The organism is Ectopseudomonas chengduensis (assembly GCF_900102635.1).
In the GTDB taxonomy this organism is placed as follows: Bacteria; Pseudomonadota; Gammaproteobacteria; order Pseudomonadales; family Pseudomonadaceae; genus Aquipseudomonas; species Aquipseudomonas chengduensis.
In genome coordinates this window covers 846936-865932 of the sequence record NZ_FMZQ01000001.1, presented here as the reverse complement: position 1 = coordinate 865932, position 18997 = coordinate 846936, and the positions used below count along the sequence as shown (strand labels likewise).

General features: G+C 63.5%; 18 protein-coding genes. 17 read left to right on the top strand and 1 reads right to left on the bottom strand.

What is annotated here, in order from left to right:
- Nucleotides 1–127 precede the first annotated feature (127 nt).
- The 7 genes from mscK to BLS08_RS03935 all read left to right on the top strand — a co-directional run bounded on the left by mscK (nucleotide 128) and on the right by BLS08_RS03935 (nucleotide 9955).
- Nucleotides 128–3478, top strand: a complete 3351-nt coding sequence (gene mscK, locus BLS08_RS03965; RefSeq protein WP_090336054.1) for a mechanosensitive channel MscK — start codon at nucleotides 128–130, stop codon at nucleotides 3476–3478.
- A gap of 16 nt (nucleotides 3479–3494) precedes the next feature.
- Nucleotides 3495–4958, top strand: coding sequence for a protein adenylyltransferase SelO (selO, locus tag BLS08_RS03960; RefSeq protein ID WP_090336052.1), 1464 nt, complete (start codon nucleotides 3495–3497; stop codon nucleotides 4956–4958).
- A 298-nt stretch (nucleotides 4959–5256) separates the two neighbouring features.
- Nucleotides 5257–7047: an SLC13 family permease gene (locus BLS08_RS03955; protein ID WP_059390302.1), complete on the top strand. Its 1791-nt coding sequence runs from the start codon at nucleotides 5257–5259 to the stop codon at nucleotides 7045–7047.
- A gap of 58 nt (nucleotides 7048–7105) precedes the next feature.
- Nucleotides 7106–7540, top strand: coding sequence for a thioredoxin TrxC (gene trxC / locus BLS08_RS03950; protein WP_055984353.1), 435 nt, complete (start codon nucleotides 7106–7108; stop codon nucleotides 7538–7540).
- 179 nt (nucleotides 7541–7719) lie between these two features.
- Entirely contained in the window at nucleotides 7720–8163 is a 444-nt protein-coding gene (locus BLS08_RS03945) for a YiiD C-terminal domain-containing protein (RefSeq protein ID WP_055984355.1), read from the top strand.
- A gap of 122 nt (nucleotides 8164–8285) precedes the next feature.
- The gene (locus BLS08_RS03940) at nucleotides 8286–9083 is read left to right on the top strand and encodes a universal stress protein (protein ID WP_017678592.1); all 798 of its coding nucleotides are present in this window, start codon (nucleotides 8286–8288) and stop codon (nucleotides 9081–9083) included.
- Between the two features lie 230 nt (nucleotides 9084–9313).
- Nucleotides 9314–9955, top strand: coding sequence for a hypothetical protein (locus tag BLS08_RS03935; protein WP_017678591.1), 642 nt, complete (start codon nucleotides 9314–9316; stop codon nucleotides 9953–9955).
- 93 nt (nucleotides 9956–10048) lie between these two features.
- Here the strand turns inward: BLS08_RS03935 and BLS08_RS03930 are convergent, their stop codons facing one another.
- On the bottom strand, nucleotides 10049–10822 hold the full coding sequence (locus tag BLS08_RS03930; protein ID WP_017678590.1) for a ParA family protein: 774 nt from the start codon (nucleotides 10820–10822) through the stop codon (nucleotides 10049–10051).
- Between the two features lie 249 nt (nucleotides 10823–11071).
- Between BLS08_RS03930 and BLS08_RS03925 the strand changes: the two genes are divergently transcribed.
- The 10 genes from BLS08_RS03925 to BLS08_RS03880 are packed head-to-tail and all read left to right on the top strand — an operon-like array spanning nucleotide 11072 to nucleotide 18968.
- Nucleotides 11072–11788 (top strand): beta-ketoacyl synthase chain length factor, encoded by a 717-nt coding sequence (locus BLS08_RS03925; RefSeq protein ID WP_017678589.1) that lies wholly within the window; start codon nucleotides 11072–11074, stop codon nucleotides 11786–11788.
- A gap of 44 nt (nucleotides 11789–11832) precedes the next feature.
- Nucleotides 11833–12570 (top strand): lysophospholipid acyltransferase family protein, encoded by a 738-nt coding sequence (locus tag BLS08_RS03920; RefSeq protein WP_017678588.1) that lies wholly within the window; start codon nucleotides 11833–11835, stop codon nucleotides 12568–12570.
- Nucleotides 12551–12811, top strand: coding sequence for a phosphopantetheine-binding protein (locus BLS08_RS03915; protein WP_017678587.1), 261 nt, complete (start codon nucleotides 12551–12553; stop codon nucleotides 12809–12811). Before BLS08_RS03920 ends, BLS08_RS03915 begins: the two co-directional genes overlap by 20 nt.
- Before the next feature lie 11 nt (nucleotides 12812–12822).
- Nucleotides 12823–13089 carry an acyl carrier protein gene (locus BLS08_RS03910; protein WP_017678586.1) on the top strand — a complete coding sequence of 89 codons (267 nt, stop codon included), beginning with the start codon at nucleotides 12823–12825 and terminating at the stop codon, nucleotides 13087–13089.
- Between the two features lie 4 nt (nucleotides 13090–13093).
- On the top strand, nucleotides 13094–13639 hold the full coding sequence (locus BLS08_RS03905) for a COG4648 family protein (RefSeq protein WP_017678585.1): 546 nt from the start codon (nucleotides 13094–13096) through the stop codon (nucleotides 13637–13639).
- Complete coding sequence (locus BLS08_RS03900; RefSeq protein WP_017678584.1) at nucleotides 13636–15345, top strand: acyl-CoA synthetase family protein; 1710 nt, start codon at nucleotides 13636–13638, stop codon at nucleotides 15343–15345. The genes BLS08_RS03905 and BLS08_RS03900 overlap by 4 nt, the downstream gene beginning before the upstream one ends.
- Nucleotides 15338–16084 (top strand): glycosyltransferase family 2 protein, encoded by a 747-nt coding sequence (locus BLS08_RS03895; RefSeq protein WP_017678583.1) that lies wholly within the window; start codon nucleotides 15338–15340, stop codon nucleotides 16082–16084. The genes BLS08_RS03900 and BLS08_RS03895 overlap by 8 nt, the downstream gene beginning before the upstream one ends.
- Complete coding sequence (locus BLS08_RS03890; protein ID WP_026088732.1) at nucleotides 16081–17028, top strand: LpxL/LpxP family acyltransferase; 948 nt, start codon at nucleotides 16081–16083, stop codon at nucleotides 17026–17028. Before BLS08_RS03895 ends, BLS08_RS03890 begins: the two co-directional genes overlap by 4 nt.
- Entirely contained in the window at nucleotides 17009–18550 is a 1542-nt protein-coding gene (locus BLS08_RS03885) for an HAL/PAL/TAL family ammonia-lyase (protein ID WP_017678581.1), read from the top strand. The genes BLS08_RS03890 and BLS08_RS03885 overlap by 20 nt, the downstream gene beginning before the upstream one ends.
- Nucleotides 18543–18968, top strand: a complete 426-nt coding sequence (locus BLS08_RS03880; RefSeq protein ID WP_017678580.1) for an acyl-CoA thioesterase — start codon at nucleotides 18543–18545, stop codon at nucleotides 18966–18968. The genes BLS08_RS03885 and BLS08_RS03880 overlap by 8 nt, the downstream gene beginning before the upstream one ends.
- Nucleotides 18969–18997 lie beyond the last annotated feature (29 nt).

Genomic DNA, 18997 nt, shown 5'->3' with positions numbered 1-18997 from the left:
AAACGGTAGAAAACTACCGGCTGATACTCTGCTAGCATCAGCTTCACGCGCGGGCCACAGGGCCCGCGCGTGCGTTGTGCCGCAGGTATTTTCAATCGCCATCGCTCACTCAGTAGATCAATCGACCATGTCTCTGTTGCGCCTTTCCCTTACTGCCATTGTGTTTACCCTGTGTCTCGGTGCCGCGCAGGTATTTGCCGAGGAGCCCCCAAAAGCCGAAAGCGTGCAGCAGAGCCTCGACGGCCTGGCAGACCGCAAGCTGCCGGAAGCCGAGCAACTGGCACTGAAGCAGACGCTTGAGCAGACCCTGCGCATGCTGCAGGACCGCCAGACCGCCGATCAGCGCCTGAGTGACCTGCGCAAGCAACTGGACGACTCGCCGCGCCTGATCAACGAAGCCCAGCGCGAGCTGAGCCGACTCAAGTCCAGCCCGGAAGTACCGATCGCCGAACGTCACGCGCGCACCAGCCTGGCGCAACTGGAGCAACTGCTCACTGACCGTTCCAACCAGCTTACCGAGTGGAACAAGGCGATCATCGAAGCCAACAGTCTGGTCATCACTGCACAGACGCGCCCCGAGCGCGCGCAAGCCGAGATCAGTCAGAATCAGGCGCGCAGCCAGATCATCAATGATGCGCTCAAGACCGGCCGCTATGACGGCAAGCCCCTGAGCCCGGAGCGCCGTGACCAGTTCAATGCAGAACTGGCACTGCTCGCAGCGCAAACGCAACTGCGGCGCCAGGAACTGGCAGGCAACAGCCTGCTGCAGGACCTGGGTGGCGCCCAACGCGCCCTGCTTGAGGAACGCATCAACCGCGCCGAACAGGAGCGTCAGGCACTGCAGAGCCTGATCAATGATCGACGCCGCGCTGAGTCGGAGCAGACCGTGGCCGAGCAGTCCCTGGAAGCTGAACGCGCCAGTTCGGACAAGCTGCTGGCCAAGGAGAGCACCCTCAACCTAAAGCTCTCCGACTACCTACTACGCGCAACCGACCGCCTCAACAGCCTGACCGAGCAGAACCTGCAAACCCGCCAGCAACTGGACAACCTCAATCAGGCCAACCAGGCGCTGGACGAGCAGATTCGGGTACTGCAGGGCAGCCTCCTGCTGTCGAAGATTCTCTACCAGCAGAAACAGGCGCTGCCGAAGCTCAAGCTAGAAGACGGCTCGCTGGCCGACGAGATCGCCGACATTCGCCTCTACCAGTTCGAGCTGAACAAGCAGCGCGACGAGATCAGCGACCCCGCCCGCTACGTGGAGAACCTGCTCAGCGGTCAGCCGAGCGAGGAGGTCACCCCGGAACTGCGCAGTGCACTGCGCGAGCAGCTCAACACCCGGCGTGAATTACTCGACCGCCTCAATCGCTCGCTGAATGCGCTGCTCAATGAATCGATCACCCTGCAGCTCAATCAAAAGGAGCTGCAAAGCACCGCCAGTAGCCTGCGCGCGACTATCGATGAGCAGATGTTCTGGATTCCCAGTAACAAACCCCTGGATCTCGAGTGGCTGAAGACCGCGCCCCATCATCTCGAGCAGCAACTGGCCGATATGCCCTGGGGCATGGCCATCAGTGAGCTTGGCGCCGGCCTGTTCGAGCGTCCGCTGGTGTTCCTGCCGCTGATTCTGCTCTGCGCCCTGATTCTCTGGCGCCGCCAGTACCTGTTCAACAAGCTCAGCGCCCTGCATAGCGACATCGGCCACTACAAGCACGACAGCCAGCTGCATACACCGATGGCACTGGGGCTCAACGTCATCCTTGCGCTGCCGGTCACACTGTTCCTGGCGCTTTGCGGTTATGCCCTGCTGCACGATGCACGCGGGCAGAACCTCTATCTGGGTGCCGCACTCTATGAAATGGCGGAAGCCTGGCTGGTGTTCTACACCCTGCACCGCATTCTTTCCCCGGATGGCGTGGCCATCCTGCACTTCCACTGGCCACCGGCCAACGTTGCCTTCTTCCGTCAGCATCTGCGCCGCCTGGGCCTGGTGGTGATGGCGCTGGTGGCCGTGGTGAGCATAGCCGAACACCAGCCGGCAAGCCTGGCCAACGACGTCATCGGCATCGCCGTGGTCCTGAGCTGCTACGCCCTGATGGCCTGGCTGCTGTTCCATCTGCTGTTCAGCGCACCGCTGCGCGAGAACACTTCCGCCTTGCGCACCGGTGTCGGCGTGCTGTTCAACCTGCTGCCGCTGGCGCTGATCGGTGCGGTCGCCTTCGGCTACTACTACACGGCGCTCAAGCTCACCGACCGCTTGATCGACACCCTTTACCTGCTGATCATCCTGCTTATCGTCGAGGCCACGCTGGTGCGCGGTCTGAGCGTGGCGGCACGGCGCCTGGCCTATCAGCGTGCCTTGGCCAAACGCCAGGCACAGGCCAAGGATGGCACCGAGGGTGAGGCGGTGATCGAGGAGCCGACGCTCGATATCGAGCAGGTCAACCAGCAATCGCTACGCCTGATCCGCCTGGCCCTGCTGGGCGGCTTCCTGGTTTGTCTGTACTGGGTCTGGGCCGACCTGATCGGCGTTTTCACCTACCTCGATACGATCAATCTCTACGAGTACAGCAGCGGTACCGGAGACAACGCGACGCTGGTGCCCATCAGCCTGATGGACGTGATGGGTGCGCTGATCATCGTCGCCATCACCGTGGCTCTGGCGCGCAACCTACCGGGCCTGCTCGAGGTACTGGTGCTGTCGCGCATGCGCCTGGCGCAGGGCAGCGCTTACGCCACCACCACCCTGCTGTCCTACGTGCTGGTAGGTATCGGTATCGTCACCACCCTGTCCACCCTGGGGGTGAGCTGGGACAAGCTGCAATGGCTGGTGGCCGCGCTGTCAGTGGGTCTGGGCTTCGGCCTGCAGGAAATCTTCGCCAACTTCATCTCCGGCCTGATCATCCTGTTCGAGCGCCCGGTGCGTATCGGCGACGTGGTGACCATCGGCAACCTGTCCGGCACAGTGAGCAAGATCCGTATCCGTGCCACCACCATCACCGACTTCGACCACAAGGAAATCATCGTTCCGAACAAGACCTTCATCACCGGCCAGTTGATCAACTGGTCGCTGAGCGACACGGTCACCCGCGTCACCCTCAAGGTCGGTGTCGGCTATGGCTCGGATCTCGATTTGGTGCGCAAGCTGCTGCTGCAAGCGGCGCAGGAAAACCCTAGAGTGCTCAAGGAGCCATCGCCCATCGTCTACTTCCTCAACTTTGGCGAAAGCACGCTGGATCACGAGCTGCGCATCCACGTGCGCGACCTCGGCGACCGCAACCCGGCCACCGACGAGATCAACCGCTTCATCGAGCGCGAGTTCCCGAAGAACGGCATCAACATCGCCTTCCGTCAGGTCGAGGTGTATGTGAAGAACCTGGAACACGGCGAGCAGAAACTCGATCAAAAGGATCTGGCCAAGGCCGCAGCTGCTGGGGCCGCCAGCCTGCAGCAACCACCCAAGCCGCCCGCGGCGCCATGAGCAGTCAGGAACCCTGGTGAAAAGTCTCGATACGCTGAGCTTCGACAACCGCTTCGCTCGCCTCGGCGATGCGTTCTCAACCGAAATACTGCCCGAACCGATCGAGCAGCCAAGGTTGGTGGTGGCAAGCGAGTCAGCCTTGGCTCTGCTCGATCTCGCCACTAGCGAAGCACAGCGCCCCGAGTTCGCCGAACTGTTCGCCGGACACAAACTCTGGGAGGAAGCCGAACCGCGCGCCATGGTCTATTCCGGGCACCAGTTCGGCGGCTACACCCCGCGCTTGGGCGACGGTCGCGGGCTGCTGCTGGGCGAGGTGGTCAACGAGGCCGGAGAGCACTGGGACCTGCACCTCAAGGGCGCCGGCATGACGCCTTACTCGCGCATGGGCGATGGCCGCGCAGTACTGCGCAGCTCGATCCGCGAATTTCTCGCCAGCGAACACCTGCACGCCCTCGGTATCCCCAGCTCGCGCGCGCTGTGCGTGACGGGATCGAGCACGCCGGTGTGGCGCGAGAAGCAGGAAAGCGCGGCCATGGTGCTGCGCCTGGCGCAGAGCCACGTGCGCTTCGGCCACTTCGAATACTTCTACTACACGCGCCAGCACGAGCACCTGAAGACGCTGGGCGAACACGTCATGGCCTGCCACTTCCCGCAGTGCCTGGAACAGGACGAACCCTGGCTGGCGCTGCTGCGCGAAGTGATCGAACGCACCGCCGCGATGATCGCCTACTGGCAGGCCTATGGCTTCTGCCATGGTGTGATGAACACCGACAACATGTCGATCCTCGGCATCACCTTCGACTACGGCCCTTACGCCTTCCTCGACGATTTCGACGCCAACCACATCTGCAACCATTCCGACGACACCGGCCGCTACAGCTTCAGCAATCAGGTGCCCATCGCTCACTGGAACCTCGCCGCACTGGCCCAGGCGCTGACGCCCTTCGCCGCGGTCGAACACTTGCGCGAGGCCTTGGAGTTGTTCCTGCCGCTGTACCAAGCGCACTACCTCGACCTGATGCGCAAGCGCCTGGGTTTCACCAGCGCCGAGGATGAGGACGAAGCGCTGATCCAGCGGCTGCTGCAACTGATGCAGCAGGGCAAGGCCACCGACTACACCTTGTTCTTCCGCCACCTCGGCGAACAGGCGCCAGCCGAGGCACTGAAAATCGTGCGCGAGGATTTCGTCGACCTCGCCGGCTTCGACGCCTGGAGCCGCGACTACCTGGCCCGTTGCGAACGCGAAGGCGGCGAACAGGCCGAACGCCAGGTGCGCATGCATTCGGTCAATCCCAAGTACATCCTGCGCAACTACCTGGCGCAGCAGGCCATCGAAGCCGCCGAACAGGGCGACTATGGCCCGGTACGCGAGTTGCACGCGGCGCTCTCGCGCCCGTTTGACGAACAGCCGGACATGCAGCGCTATGCCGAGCGCCCGCCACAGTGGGGCAAGCACCTGGAGATCAGCTGTTCGTCGTAGACGAGGGTGGACGCCTGAACCTTGGGTGCACCGCGTGCACCAAGCGCCCGCTGACCGCGCAGGATAAATCCACCACCGCTGACGGCGGTTGCACTCACACGACCCAACTGGCCGGCGCAGGTGAGTGATAACGCGCCAGCCAGCGGAGCCGGATGCCTTATTCATTAAATCGAAAAGGCATATAAACCTTTCCAAACATTCTTAGACTATCTAATACAAGCCCACTATCTTGGCGCCCTGCCAGGCCGCCCCGGTGCGCGCCCGATACCTCACACGAGATTCGACGCTAAGGATGCTCATGCCCTGGGACTCCCTACCCTTGCTATTCGTCGGCGCCCTGCTGATCTGGGTGCTCTATGCCTTCGTCCGCGAAAAGTGGAGCCCGGACATCGTCGCAGCCATCGCCGTGGCCGCCTTGCTGGTCAGCCAACTGCTGACGCCGGGCGAAGTGCTCAGCGTGCTGTCCAACTCAGCCCCCGTGACCATCGCCTGCATGTTCGTGCTCTCCGCCGCGCTGGAGCGCACCGGCTGCATCGACGCCCTCGGCAATTGGCTGGGCAATCTGGTCGGCACCAGCCCGATTCGCGTGCTCACCGGCCTCACCGTCACCGCGCTGGTGGTATCGGCCTGCCTGAACAACACGCCGGTGGTGGCCATCCTCACCCCGGTGGCCATCGCCTTGGCGCGCCGCGCCGGCACTCTGCCGTCGAAACTGCTGATTCCCCTGTCCTACGCCACCATTCTCGGCGGCACCCTGACCATGATCGGCACCTCGACCAACATCCTGGTCGACGGCGTCGCACGCAAGGCGGGCATGGCGCCCTTTGGCATCTTCGAGATCACCGGCGTCGGCCTGATCATGGCCGCCTTTGGCATGCTGTACCTGCTGACCATAGGCCGCCACCTGCTGCCGGAACGCGAGACCCTGTCGCGCCAGCTGCGCCCGGATCTGTCGCGCACCTTCATGACCGAACTGCTGGTACCGCACGACTCACCGATGATCGGCAAGACCCTGCACGACGCCAACCTCAACGGCGGCAGCGGCCTGCAGGTGCTCAAGCTGTTCCGTGAAGAGCAGGAGCTGACCGAACCCGGCGCCGACACCCTGCTGGCCAGCGGCGACCGCCTGGTGCTGCACGGCCAGGTCAAGGATGTGGTGGAGCTGCGTGAGAGCGGCCACCTGAGCTTCAACCGCGGTGACGCCTTCGAGACCATCAGCAGCCACGACGTGATTCTCGCCGAGGCCATCGTCGGGCGTAACTCACGCTATAGCCACCGGCCGATGCGCGACCTGGACCTCACCGCGCGCTACGGTATCGCTGTGCTCGCCGTGCATCGCCAGGACGAGAACGTGCAGGGCAACCTCGATGATTTCGAGCTGCAATTCGGCGACGTGATGCTGGTCGAAGGCACGCCAGCGCAGATCAAACGCTTCGCCGATAACGGCGAACTGATCAGCCTCAACGCCGTACAGGAGCGCGCCTTCCGCCGCGACAAGGCACCCATCGCCATCATCGCTACCCTCGCCGTGATGTTGCTGGCCGCCTTCGGCGTGATGCCCATCGAAGGCCTGGCGATCATCGGCGCAGTGACGGTGCTGGCGACCCGCTGCCTGGACGTGGAGGACGCCTACAAGGCTGTCGACTGGAAGATTCTCAGCCTGATCTTCGGCATGCTGGCGATCAGCATCGCCATGGACAAGGTCGGCCTGGTCAAGCTGATGGTGGAGAACGTCATGGGCTGGCTGCCCTGGGCCGGACCGCTGTTGATGTTGAGCTTCATCTATCTGTTCACCTCGATCTTCACCGAGGTGCTGTCGAACAACGCAGTGGCCGTACTGGTGACCCCCATCGCCATCGGTATGGCGCAACACCTGGGCGTCGACCCACGCGCCTTCGTGGTCGCAGTGATGTTCGCCGCCAGTGCCAGCTTCGCCACGCCCATCGGCTACCAGACCAACACCTTCGTCTACAACGCCGGCGGTTACCGCTTCACCGACTTCATGAAGATCGGTATTCCCCTGAATCTGCTGCTATGGGGCGTGGCCACCCTGGTCATCCCCTGGTTCTTCCCGCTGACCCCGCTCTGACTTGATATCCGCAGGCGCTGGCTCCATTTAAGGCACATGACCCACGGAGCATCGCCTCATGTCCGATCCGCTGCTGATTCCCTGCCCACACTGCAACGGGCTCAACCGCATTCCCGCCGAGCGTCTGCATGACGCCCCACGCTGCGGCCGTTGCAAGAGTGAAGTGCTGCCCGCTGCGCCCATCACGCTCACCCAAGCCAACTTCGCCAGCCAGTTGAAAGGCGACCTGCCATTACTGGTGGATGTCTGGGCCAGTTGGTGCGGCCCCTGCCAAGCCTTCGTACCGACCTTCCAGCAGGCAGCCGCACAACTGCAGGGACGCTGCCGTCTGGGCAAGCTCGATAGCGAGGCCAACCCGAACCTGGCCGGGCAACTGGGCATCCGCTCCATTCCCAGCCTGATACTGTTCAAGGGCGGCGTCGAAGTCGCCCGCCAGAGCGGCGCCATGCCGCTGCCGCAACTGCAGGCCTGGCTGCGCCAGCAGGGCATTTAGGATGCACCTATAGCCCGGATGCAATCCGGGGATAGCCGGTCCGCGATTTCCCGGATTGCATCCGGGCTAAGTGCCTGGTGCTCTTGAGCGCTTCGGTCAGTCGCCACGGGCGCTGCGGTCAATTGCAGCGCGCTATCCGCCCCTTAGTCTGGCAAAACGTCCGCTCAAGGAGTTTCGCCATGCCGCTGCCCGTGGAAATCGCTCGTCAGCTCACCGAAGAACAGATCGCCTTCGTCAAACGCAGCGGCCTCAAGGCCGAGGTCCTCGAGCCTGGGTTCATACGCCTGCGCATGCCCCTGCAAGGCAACCAGAACCATATCGGCAGCATGTACGCCGGCGCCTTGTTCACCCTCGCGGAAATACCCGGCGGCGCGCTGTTTCTGACCAGCTTCGACGCCCAGCGCTTCTATCCCATCATCAAGGAAATGAACCTGCGCTTTCGTCGCCCGGCCACGGGCGACATTCAGGTCGAGGCGCGCCTCTCAGCCGAGCAAATCGCCCAGCTGGAAGAACAGGCCAACCAGCAGGGCAAGGCCGAATATCTGCTGGCGCTGCAACTGACCGACGGCAGCGGCGAAGTGGTCGCAGAAAGTCGCGGGTACTACCAATTGCGTTTACGCTGAATGACGCCGCTGCCTGCATTCGCAATCGGTAACAGTCTCCGACCTTGCCATAGGTCAAAAGAGCGGCTATCTGAACAGGCACAATAAAATTGCCGAGGGGTATCGGCAGGAGAGCCGTCACCATGTTCAAGCACATTCTTATCGCCCATGACCTGCGCGACACCGCTGACATGGCGTTGTGCCGCGCCACCCAGTTGGCGCAGCAGCACAACGCCCGCCTGAGCATCCTGCATGTGCTCGACCCCAGCCAGAGCAGCGAACAGCACGAAAAGGCGCGCCAAGCGCTGGACCGCAGCCTGACCCGATACGCCCCTCCTGGCACCGAACTGCGCATGCTCAGCGGCAAACCTTCGGAAGTGGTGCTGCAACAGGTTCAGGACAGCGGCTGCGACCTGCTGGTGCTGGGCGGGCACCACCAGCGTCATGACTTTTTCTCCGGCACCAGCCTCGATCGCATCGCCCGCCGCTGCACCGTGCCGCTGCTGCTGGTAGCGCGCAACGACTCCCATCCTTATCAGCGGGCGCTGGCCGCCATCGACTTCTCCCTGTGCGCCTGCAGTGCCCTCGGCCAGGCCTATCGCCTGCTGCCCGGCGATGCCGAGTTGCACGCTCTACATGTATTCGAACCGGACAAGGGCACCCCGCAGCAGGTGGAACTGCAACTGCAGACCCAGCGCGGCCTGATCGATCAGCTGTTGCAGGACGAAGCGCAAAGCCTGCCGCCTGGCGGTCCGAAGCTGAGCCACGAAGTACTGCAGGGCGGCATCCTGCGCAGCCTGCAAGAGCAGATCAAAACGCGTCGAGCAGAACTGCTGGTGCTCGGCAGCCACGGCCGCAGCGCCTTCTCCCAGGCACTGCTGGGTAGCCTGGCGCAGCATTTCCTGCACAAGGCGCCTTGCGACGTGTTCGTGGTGCGCTAGTCCGTGCGGTCAAAGAGCCGATAACCCATTACTCATTCAGGGCGGCCGTTCGGCCGCCCTTGGCACTGCGGCAACACACCCGCCATCCGACCAGAGGCATAGACGGCCAGCAGCCGGCATCCAGATTCCCCCTCGATGCCAGGGCACAGCATCATAGATGCCAATTAGCCATCATCCTTGTAGAATCGCCCCGCCTAATGGCCAAACCGATGCATACAAGGAGTAGTTTCATGAGTATGGAAAAGACCTTCAGACTGGTCGCCGTTACCTTCCTGCTGGCGCTTTGCGTTGGCTGCGCAACGAGCCGTTCCGAGATCGATGTGAAAGTTCCTTCACTGGAGCTGGCCGCTAACCCCGAAGCCGGCAAAGGCAAGAAGGTGTACATCAGCACAGTCGATGAACGTGTTTTCGAAATCAAGCCTGACCAGGCCGACATCCCGTCGCTGAAGAATGCGGAAACGACTGACCGCTCGATCACCGAGCGGGCCGTTGGTCGCAAGAGAAATGGCTACGGCAAAGCGCTTGGCGACGTTCTGCTGCCATCTGGACGCACCGTTTCCGCCCTGGTCGAAGAGTCCGTGGCCTCTGCCTATCGGCAAGCCGGCTATGACGTGGTGACAGAGCCCAACGCCGCTGGCGCTACCGAGGTGAAGGTTCGCGTCAAGGAGTTCTGGTCATGGTTTTCGCCGGGCTTCTTCTACGTGACGGTGAACAACAAGTCGCGCCTGAACATCGAAGCCGCAGGCCAACCGAACATGGAGATCGTCACGCTGAAAAGCGATGGCATGCAAGCCGTTACCGACAGCGACTGGAGAGCCATCACCGAAGCTGGCCTCCGGGAAATCGCTCAAGAAACCGCCAACAAACTCTGATGCATCAAGCTGAAACAAGAACGCCCCGATAACATCGGGGCGTTCTTGTTTGGCAGGCGTTGAAAGCTATTACTCAAGCCGCCCAGGAGGGCGTCAATCAGCCGCGTTCAGCAGGTCGTGCAGCTCGACGAACTGCTGCGTCAGCTTGTGCCGTGCATCCAGATGGATCAGCGGCGTGCATACCTGGTGCGATTCGCGCATCTTCACCGAGCTCATCAGGTTCACCGGCAGCACCGGCAGGCCCTCGGCGACCAGCTCGTCCAGCAACTGCTGCGGCAAGGTCGCGCGCGGCTGGAACTGGTTGACCACGATGCCTTCCACCTCCAGACCATCGTTATGGTCCTCCTTCAACTCGTCGATCTCGGCCAGCAGGCCATACAGGGCGTTGCGCGAGAAGCTGTCGCAGTCGAAGGGAATCAGCACACGGTCGGCCGCAATCAGTGCGGAAACCGTATAGAAATTCAGTGCCGGCGGTGTGTCCAGGTAGATGTGGTCGTAATCTTCGGCCAGTTCGTCGAGCAGTTTGCGCAGCTTGTTGATCTTGTGTTTCTGCTCCAGCTTCGGCTGCAGCTCGGCCAGCTCGGCCGTGGCGGTGACCACATGCAGGTTGTCGAACGGCGTCTCGTAGATATCCACCTTGCCCTTCTTGGCAAAAGGCCCGGAAGCCAGGGTCTGCTTGAAGAAGTCGGCAATGCCCATGGGAATTTCCTCGCCGGTGAGCCCGGTGAGGTAGTGGGTCGAGTTGGCCTGGGCATCCAGGTCGATCAGTAGCGTACGGTAGCCCTGCGCCGCACTGACCGCGGCGAGATTACAGGCGATGCTGGACTTGCCCACGCCCCCCTTCTGGTTGAACACCACACGTCGCATCGCCGCTCTCCCTGATCTGGAATGGTCCGAATTTTATGCAAAGCCCATGACAAGCACGAGACGTAGGCCACATCGCCATCATCCGCCCATCAGAAGAAGCTGCGCAACATTTGCACAGCGCCGCGTGCATCTAGATAATGCCCGCCCGAACAGATACCGGCACTATGCCATGGCACTGACTGACGCCGCCTCTTTCAGGCGCCCTGTCGTGCCGACCAGTATGCCCGGAGTGGCGAAAAGCCTCGTGCTATGAATTTCCAGATCGAAGGATTGCGCGCCTGGGCCCCCGGCCTGGAGTCAGAGGATGATTGGCGTGCCTGGTGCAACGCCCCCACGGTCGTGCCTGACGACCAGCAGCAGCCGGACGTGAGTTTCCTACCCGCCATGCAACGGCGCCGCCTCAGCCGGCTGGCGCGGATGCTGTTCCATGTCGCCTGGCCACTGGCCGAAGGGCAAGGCCCTCTGCCACTGGTGTTCGCCTCTCGGCATGGCGAAACCCCACGCACACTGGCGATTCTCAACGAACTGGCGAAGGGCGAACCACTGTCGCCCACCCAATTCAGCCTTTCGGTGCATAACGCCATCATTGGCTTGTGGTCGATCCTGCGCGAAGACAACAGCGAAATGACTGCCATGGCTGCAACCGGGGATGGTCTGGAACAGGCCATGCTCGAAGCCAGCGGGCTACTCGCCGAAGGCGCCCCCGCGGTTCTGCTGGTCATTGCCGAAGAGTTGCCGCCCGAGCTCTACAGACCCTATATAGATGACGTACCCTTCTCCTACGCGCTGGCTCTACTGTTGAAACCGGGCAAAACCTGGACCTTGAGCCTCGCACCTGCCGAATCCGGCTTACCCGCCGCCTGGCCACACCCCCTGAACCTGCTGCGCGCCTTGCATGGCGGGCAGCGAACGCTGACTCATTACTGGAAAGACCGCCAATGGACCTGGTCACGCAACGAGGCCTGAGCCCTTACAGCCCGCCTTATGCATGGAGGCTTGTCGCCACCGCAATGAGCTTCGCCCTGTTCGGCGTCGGCGGTGTGCTGCTGCGCGTGCTGGTATTCCCGCTGCTCAGCCTGCTGCCAGGCGACACTCAGCGTCGGCGTACCCGAGCGCGCGCGGTGGTCAGCCGCACCTTTCGCCTATTCGTCGAGTTCATGTTCCGCACCGGCGTACTCACCTATGAGGTCGAGGGTGCAGAACGCCTGGGCCGCCCGGGGCAGATGGTGATCGCCAATCATCCCTCGCTGATCGATGTGGTCGTGCTGATCGCTTTCATCCGCGATGCCAACTGCGTGGTCAAGCAAAGCCTATGGGAAAACCCCTGCATGCGCGGGCCGATTCGCGCCGCCCAGTACATCAGCAACAGCGGCAGCATGGACATGCTTGACGAAGCTGCCGGCGCCCTGCAAAACGGCGAAACCCTGATCATTTTCCCCGAGGGCACTCGTACCGTACCTGGCAGCAGCCCGGAATTTCATCGTGGCGCCGCCGCGATTGCCGTGCGCGGCGCCAGCCTGGTGACCCCGGTGGTCATCAGCGTGACGCCCACGACGCTGACCAAGGCCGAGCCCTGGTACAGCATTCCGTCGCGCCGTTTTCACTTTCGGCTGCGGGTCGGGGAGGATATCGAACCACGCCAATTCACCGAGCAGGCGCCATTGCCGATAGCTTCGCGCAAGCTCAACGACCATCTGCACCAACACTTTATGAAGGAGCTCGCCTCAGATGAGCGATCTGCAACTTGAAATCAAGAACCTGATCATCGATGCCCTCGGCCTCGAGGACATGAGTGCCGATGACATTGGCGCGGAGCAGACTCTGTTTGGCGAAGGGCTCGGCCTGGACTCGGTGGACGCGCTCGAGCTGGGGCTGGCGATCCAGAAGCGTTTCGGCATCAAGATAGACGCTGAAGCCAAGGACACGCGCAAGCACTTCGCCAACGTCGCGAGCCTGGCTGCGTTCGTTTCCGCCCAGAAAGCTGCCTGAGGATTTCACCGATGCAAAGCCGTGAAGAAATCTTCGCCACCCTGCGTAGCGCCCTGGTGGAGCTGTTCGAGCTGGAGGCCGAGCGTGTGACCCTGGACGCCAGCCTGTATGAAGACCTGGAGATCGACAGCATCGATGCAGTCGACCTGATCGACCATATCAAGCGCCAGACCGGACGCAAGCTCGCCGCCGAGGAGTTCAAGAGCGTGCGCAGCGTGGGCGATGTGGTCGAGGCCGTGTATCGCCTGATCAATGACACGCCTCAGACCCAAGACTGACCCCATGGCTCGCCTGTTTGGCCTGCTGTTGCTGATAGCCGGCGTGCTCTACCCGTTCGCCGTCTATTACGGCCTGGAGCATTGGTCGCCGCGTGTGTTCGCCGCGTTGCTGGGCGGCCTCTGGCTGGCCCGCGCCCTGACGGCGCGTCGCCGACCGGGCGGCCTGTGGCTGGCCGTGGCGGCGTTGGTGTTCTGCCTGCTGCTCGGTGTCGCCAACGAACCGGTGCTGCTGCGCTGGTACCCGGTGCTGCTCAACCTGATGCTGCTGGCGCTATTCGGCCTTAGCCTGAAGTTTGGCCCGCCGCTGGTGGAACGCATGGCGCGCTTGCGTGAGCCGGAGCTGCCGGACGTCGCCGTGCGCTACACACGCACCGTCACCAAGGTCTGGGCCCTGTTCTTCCTCGGCAATACCGTCCTGCTGATGGCACTGGCAATGTGGGCACCGCTGTCCTGGTGGACGCTCTACACCGGATTGATCTCTTACGGCCTGATCGGCCTGTTGTTCGCTGGCGAATGGTTGATCCGCCAGCAAGTAAGGAAACACGAATGACCTGGCTGCCCCTCACCGATCTGCTGCTGGCGGCTCAGCCCGAGCGTCAGGTTGCCCTGTATCCAGCCCTGAATCATGCGGCGTTGCGTGAGCACGCCCTGCGCCTGGCCGCCGCCCTGCAGGCGCGCGGTGTACAACGCGTAGCGCTGTATCTGGAAGATGCTGCCGAGCTGGCCATCGCCCTGCTCGGTGCCTGGCGTGCCGGCGTACAGGTTCTGCTGCCCGCCGATGCCCAAGTGCAGACACGTCAGCGCCTATCAGCCCAGGTCGACCTGTGGCTGGACGATCTGACCGAGTTGGATGCCGAGCCGCTGCCAGGCGCACGCCTGCTGCCTGAGCATTGCCGAGTGACCCTGTGCACCTCCGGCTCCAGTGGCGAACCCAAGCTGATCGACAAGAGCCTTGCGCAGCTGGCCAACGAGGTCGAGGCATTGGAGCGGTTGTGGGGTCAGAACCTCGGCCAGGCCACCATCCTCGGCAGTGTCGCCTGCCAGCATATCTACGGCCTGCTGTTCCGCCTGCTCTGGCCGCTATGCGCCGGTCGCCCTGTGTATCGCCGCGCCCTGCCATTCCCTGAAGATCTGCAGCAGGCGAGCCTGGCTATCGCCAGGGGCAGTGCAAGCGTAGCGAGCGCAGTAGCTTGCACCGCCCCTGGCTTCGCCTGGGTCGCCAGCCCGGCCTTGCTCAAACGCATGGGCGACAACCTCGACTGGTCGGCACTGAGCTGCGTGAAACAGGTATTTTCCTCCGGTGGCGCGCTGCCCAGCGAAGCGGCCGAATCCCTGCACGAACGCCTGGGCCAGTGGCCGACGGAAATCTACGGCAGCTCGGAAACCGGCGGTATCGGCTGGCGCCAGGGCGACACAGCCTGGCAGCCGTTCCCAGGCGTCGAGCTGAGTCTCGATGAAACCGGCGCCCTGCGCATCGCTTCGCCGTACTTGCCAGCCGGGCATATCGAACAGAGCGCGGATGCCGCCGAGATCGGTGCTGACGGCCGTTTCGTTCTGCGCGGGCGCCTCGACCGCATCATCAAGCTCGAGGAGAAACGCATCTCCCTGCCCATGCTCGAGCAGGCGCTGATCAGTCATGACTGGGTAACCGATGCCCGCCTTGGCGTGATTCAGGAAGGCCGAGCCTTCCTCGGCGCCGTGCTGGCGCTGAGCCCGAACGGCGTGCATGTCCTGCGCAATCAGGGCCGTCGTAGCGTGACCGAAACCCTGCGCCGGCACCTGGCCGAACACTGCGAAACCATCGCCCTGCCGCGCCGCTGGCGTCTGCTGCTGGAGTTGCCCTACAGCAGCCAGGGCAAGCTGGCGCAGAGCCAGATCGACGCCCTGCTGGCCGCGCCACGCCCGACGCGGGTGGAGCCTGTCAGCGCCGAACAGCGCGACGGCGAATGGCTGCTGCAACTGCAGGTGCCACTGGATCTCGCCCATTTCACCGGCCACTTCCCGCAGACGCCGGTGCTGCCAGGCGTGGTGCAGGTGGACTGGGCCCAGCAGCTGGCGCGCCAATTGATCATCGACCTGCCACCGCGCTTCGCCGGCATGGAAGTGCTGAAATTCCAGCAACTGGTGCGCCCCGGCGACACCCTGCAGTTGTCCCTGCGTTTCGATGCCGAACGCGGCAAGCTGTATTTCGCCTATCGCAATGGCGAGGCAGCCTGTTCTTCCGGGCGCATTCTGCTGGAGCCGGCCCATGGCTGAGCCAGGCTTCAATCCCTGCGCGGTGATCCCGGTGTACGACCACGAGCGGCCATTGCCCGGTGTGGTCGGGCAACTGCGCCGCGCCAGCTTGCCATGCCTGCTGGTGGATGACGGTTCCAACGCGACCTGCGCGGCGGTAATCGACGAACTGGCGCAGCAGCCGAATATTCACCTGCTACGCCTGCCCAGCAACCAGGGCAAGGGCGGCGCGGTAATGGCCGGTCTGCGCGAAGCGGCGCGCCTCGGTTACAGCCATGCCCTGCAGGTAGACGCTGATGGTCAGCACGATCTGAGCACTCTGGATCAGTTCATCGCCGCCGCTCGCGCTCATCCGCAAACCCTGGTCTGTGGTTATCCGCAATACGATGCGAGCGTGCCCAAGTCGCGCCTCTACGCGCGCTACCTGACCCACGTCTGGGTCTGGATCAACTGCCTCTCGCTGCAGATCCGCGACTCCATGTGTGGTTTTCGCATCTACCCGCTGCCGGCTACCCTGGACCTGCTCGATACGGTGAAACTCGGCCGGCGCATGGACTTCGACACCGAGATACTGGTGCGCATGGCCTGGCGCGAGCAGCCCATGCACTGGCTGCCGACCCGTGTGCATTACCCGGCCGATGGCCTCTCGCACTTTCGCCTGTGGCACGACAACCTGCTGATCTCCGGCATGCACGCCCGGTTGTTCTTCGGCATGCTGCTGCGCGCCCCGAGGATTCTATGGCGCAGGCTGGTCGCATGAGCGCTGCCGAGCACACCGATCACTGGGCTCGGCAGAAGGAGCGCGGCAGCTTTCTGCTGATGCGCTTCACCGTCGCTGCCGCGCGTCTGCTCGGACGCCGCCCCCTGGTGCCGCTGCTGTATCTGATCGTCCTGTATTTCTACATCTTCGGCCGCAGCGCGCGGACCAGCATCCATCAATACCAGCACAACCTGGCGAACTGGGGCGCACGCCCCGATCTGCGACCCAGCCGCCGTTCGGTGCTGCGTCAGTTCCTGGCGTTCGCCGACAGCCTACTGGACAAGCTCGACGTGTGGAACGGCCGTCTGCCCTTGCAGGAACTGCAACTGGTCGACCCCGGCAACCTACGCGATACCTTGCATGACGGTAGCCGCGGAAGGCTGCTGGTAGGTGCTCACCTGGGCAACCTGGAGGTCTGTCGGGCACTGGCCGAGCTTGGCGAGCGGGTGCGCATGAATGTACTGGTACACACCAAGCACGCCGAGCGCTTCAACCGTCTGCTGGGCGAATCTGGCGCTAGCCACCTGCGCCTGATTCAGGTCAGCGAACTGGACCCGGCAATCATGCTGCAGTTGGCTGAGCGCCTGGAGCGCGGCGAGTGGCTGGCGATCGCCGGCGACCGCGTGCCGCTGCATGGCGGACGCAATGTCACGGTCGACTTTCTTGGCCAGCCCGCCGCCTTCCCTCAAGGTCCGTGGTTGCTGGCCGGCCTGCTGCAATGCCCGGTCGGGCTGATGCACTGCCTGAAGATCGACGGGCGCTACCAGGTGCGCCTGGAACATTTCGCCGATGCGGTGAGCTGGAAGCGCAGCGAGCGCGACCAGGTGGTTCACGGCTGGGCACAACGTTACGCGCAGCGCCTGGGCGAACACTGCCTGGACGCACCGCAGCAATGGTTCAACTTCTACCCTTTCTGGAAGCGAGATGACGACATACCAGCCTGAGCCGGTGATCTTCGGCGAGCGCGCCCTGACCATCGAGAACATCGTAGCCCTGTCGCAGCGCCAGGCCCGCGCCCAGTTGCAGGACGATGCCGCCTACCGGGAAAAGATCGCCAAGGGCGCGCGCTTCCTCGACACCCTGCTGGACAAGGAAGGCGTGATCTACGGCGTGACCACCGGCTACGGCGACTCCTGCGTGGTCGCGGTGCCGCTGCATCAGGTCGAGGCGCTGCCCAAGCACCTGTTCACCTTCCACGGCTGCGGCCTGGGCAAACTGCTCGACGCGCCGAGCAGCCGCGCCGTGCTCGCTGCCCGCTTGCAGTCGCTGTGCCACGGTGTTTCCGGCGTGCGCGTGGAACTGCTGGAACGCCTCCAAGCGTTCATCGAGCACGACGTGCTGCCCCTGATTCCTGAAGAAGGCTCGGTCGGCGCCAGCGGCGATCTCACCCCGCTGTCCTACGTCGCCGCCACCCTCAGCGGTGAACGCGACGTGCTGTACAAGGGCGAGCGGCGCAGCGCTGCCGACGTGCACCGCGAACTGGGCTGGACGCCGCTGACCCTGCGCCCGAAAGAAGCCCTGGCGCTGATGAACGGCACCGCCGTGATGACCGCCCTGGCCTGTCTGGCCTATGCCCGCGCCGACTACCTGCTGAAGCTGGCGACGCGCATCACCGCGCTCAACGTGATCGCCCTGGAAGGCAACCCGGAGCACTTCGACGAGCGCCTGTTCGCCGCCAAACCGCACCCGGGCCAGACCCAGGTCGCCGCCTGGATTCGTCAGGATCTGGCTGTCGAAGCACCGCTGCCGCCACTGCATCGCCTGCAGGATCGTTATTCGATCCGTTGCGCGCCGCACGTGCTTGGCGTGCTGGCCGACAGCCTGGGCCTGCTGCGCCAGTTCATCGAGATCGAACTCAACAGCGCCAACGACAACCCATTGTTCGACGCCGAGACCGAGCGCACCCTGCACGGCGGGCATTTCTATGGCGGGCATATCGCCTTCGCCATGGACAGTCTGAAGAACCTGGTGGGCAACGTCGCCGACCTGCTCGACCGTCAGCTCGCCCTGCTGGTGGATACTCGCTACAACCATGGCCTGCCGAGCAACCTGTCCGGCGCGCCGGCCGCAACGGCGATGATCAACCACGGCTTCAAGGCCGTGCAGATCGGCGCCAGCGCCTGGACTGCCGAAGCGCTGAAGAACACCATGCCGGCCAGCGTGTTCTCGCGCTCCACCGAGTGCCACAACCAGGACAAGGTGAGCATGGGCACCATCGCCGCACGCGATGCCCTGCGCAGCCTGGAGCTGACCGAGCAGGTCGCCGCTGCCACGCTGCTGGCCGCCAACCAGGGCGTGTGGCTGCGCGAGCAGGCCGGCAAGCAGGACATCCCCGCGCCACTGGCTGCCATGCGCGAGCAACTGGCCAGCGACTTCCCACCGGTGATCGAAGACCGCGCGCTGGAAGGTGAGCTGCGCCTGTGCCTGGAACGCATCCGCACCCAGCACTGGAGGCTGTATGCGTAGCAAGGGCGTATTGCAGGCGGAAATCGAACTGCAGGTGCAGTTCTATGACGTCGACATGATGGAAATCGTCTGGCACGGGCACTACGTCAAATACTTCGAGCAGGCGCGCTGCGCGTTGCTCGACAAGCTCGACCACAACTACCGGCAGATGCGCGATTCCGGCTACGCCTGGCCGGTGATCGACCTGCAGGTGCGCTACGTGCGCGGCGCGCAGTTCGGCCAGCGCATCATCGTGCGCGCCGACCTGGTGGAGTGGGAAAACCGCCTGAAGATCAACTACCTGATCAGCGATGCCGAAACGGGCGAACGCATGACCCGCGGCAGCACCGTGCAGGTGGCCGTGGAAATCGCCACGCGGGAAATGCAGTTCGCCTCGCCACAGGTGTTCATCGATGCCGTGCAGAGGGCCATCGCGTGAAACGCCTGCTCAGCGCCGCACTGGCTGGC